The sequence below is a fragment of the Spiroplasma endosymbiont of Megaselia nigra genome (assembly GCF_003987485.1).
Taxonomy (GTDB): Bacteria; Bacillota_I; Bacilli_A; order Mycoplasmatales; family Mycoplasmataceae; genus Spiroplasma.
In genome coordinates, this window is the sequence record NZ_RCOO01000183.1 from 1 (window position 1) to 2,115 (window position 2,115).

Sequence of the window (2,115 nt, forward strand, 5' to 3'; positions counted from 1 at the left end):
TGCAGTATATGTTTTAAATTTTTGTTCTTTTCCTGCCATTAAAAAATGCACCTCCTCTAAAAGTTTAGTAAAGTTCTTTTTTAATTTTACTTACTTTTTGGGGTGCGGTCTTAAATTTTATTCTTTAAATAACAGTTTTCGTAACTCGTAATTCACGGATAACTGTAATAACAATATCACCAGGAATTGCCTTTGCTTGTTTAATTTTTTCCTTAATATCAAGCGCAATTTTATGAGTACGAGTATCATCATTAATAATTGGATTAACAATAACTCGAATTTGTCGTCCTGCTTGTAAAACATAAGCTGATTGGACACCATGGACTGTTTGGCAAATTTTTTCTAGCTCATTCATTCGAGCAATATAATTTTCAACAGTATTATTGCGACTGCCTGGACGAGCAGCTGACAACGTATCAGCAGCTGATACTAAAACAGAATAAGGATTAGTTACTGGTACTTCGCCATGATGCGAAGCGATCGCATTAATAATAATTGGATGTTCATTACATTTTGTTACAATTTGAACACCTAAAGTAACATGACTTCCTTCATTTTCAAAATCAACTGCTTTTCCAATATCATGTAATAACCCAGCACGCATTGCAATTGCAGGGTCTAACCCCAGTTCACTTGCCATTATTGCTGCTAATTTTGCTACTTCGACAGAATGTAATAAGACATTTTGACCATAACTAGTTCGATATTTTAAAATTCCTAAGTGACGAATTAATTCAATATCTAAATTATCAATTGCTAATTCAGCCGCAATTTCTTTTCCTGCTTCAAGAATTGTAATTTCGATTTCTTCTTGTTCTAATTTGATTGTTTCTTCAATTCGCGTTGGTTGAATTCGGCCATCAAGTAATAATTTTTCTAAAGTTTTTTTTGCAATTTCCCGACGAATTGGGTTAAAAGATGAAATTTGTACAACATTAGGTGTATCATCAATAATTAAATCAACCCCTGCCGCTATTTCAAATGTACGAATATTACGTCCATCTTTCCCAATAATTCGTCCTTTCATATTATTATCTTCTAAATAAATTGAAGTCGTTGTTTTTTCTACCACAACTTTTGCTGCATAACGTTCAATTGCAGTAGTAATAATGTTAATGGCTGTTTGTTTGGCATTAATTTTTGCAGTATTTTCAGCATTTCGTAAAAATTCACCAATTTCCTTTTGATACCGATCACTTATTTCTTTAAAAAGAACATCTTTTGCTTCTTCAAGTGAATATCAGGCAACTTTTTCAAGTTGATGAAGATTTCGTTCTACCATTTCTTGATAATAGTTAATCTTTCCTTGCAATTCTTCTTTCTTGCGAAACACTTCTTGCTCTTTGCCATTTAATACTTCTTCTCTCTCAACAATTAAACGTTCTCTATCTACTAAAAATTTTTCGGTTGCTAAAAATTCTTCACGTTTGCGAGTTAATTCATCTTTCATTTCTTGTCTAATTTGTGCTGCTTCAACGCGTCCATCTGCTTTAGCAGCATTAATAATTTTTTTTGCTTTATCTTCTGCTTGTTTAATTTTTAATTTTGTTTTTTTGATTAATTTAAATCTTAAATATTTTTCAAATAAATATCCAAGAAAGTAAGAACCTATTGCAACAGCAATAAGGATAATTACTCATATGTGTGTTTGCATAATTATTTCTCCTTTACTTAAAAGATTAAGTAAGAAGTATTAATTTTAAATATATAAGTGGAATACTAGCAATGAAATTATTGCCATATATTATTATACTCTTTTTTAGAAAAATTTTCGCAGAAGATTTCAATTTTATACGAATATTTTTTCATTTCAACCCTATATTTTAATATTTTTTTATTATTTTTATTAACTTGTAGATTGTAAATGCAAGTTCAACAAATCAACTCAGAAATGAACATCTAAAATAAAAATTATGTTAAAATTTTACTAAGAAATAGAGTGCACCCCAAAAAGTAAGTATTAGTAAAAAAGGTTTATAAACTTTTATTTATTATATCCTTTTCTTTGCGGCTTGAATATCATTTATTTCATTTTTTAACATCATTAATATATTCGTCATGCGATAAGTAAATATTGTTATGAATTGTTGCTTTTTTTAATAAAGAATGAAAACT

Annotated in this window: 1 protein-coding gene; it reads right to left on the minus strand. The window is 29.0% G+C overall.

Features of this window, described 5'->3' with window-relative positions; all coding sequences use genetic code 4:
* Positions 1-124: 124 nt before the first annotated feature.
* Positions 125-1,654 (minus strand): ribonuclease Y, encoded by a 1,530-nt coding sequence (gene rny / locus D9R21_RS05900; protein ID WP_126821473.1) that lies wholly within the window; start codon positions 1,652-1,654, stop codon positions 125-127.
* Between the last annotated feature and the right edge of the window lie 461 nt (positions 1,655-2,115).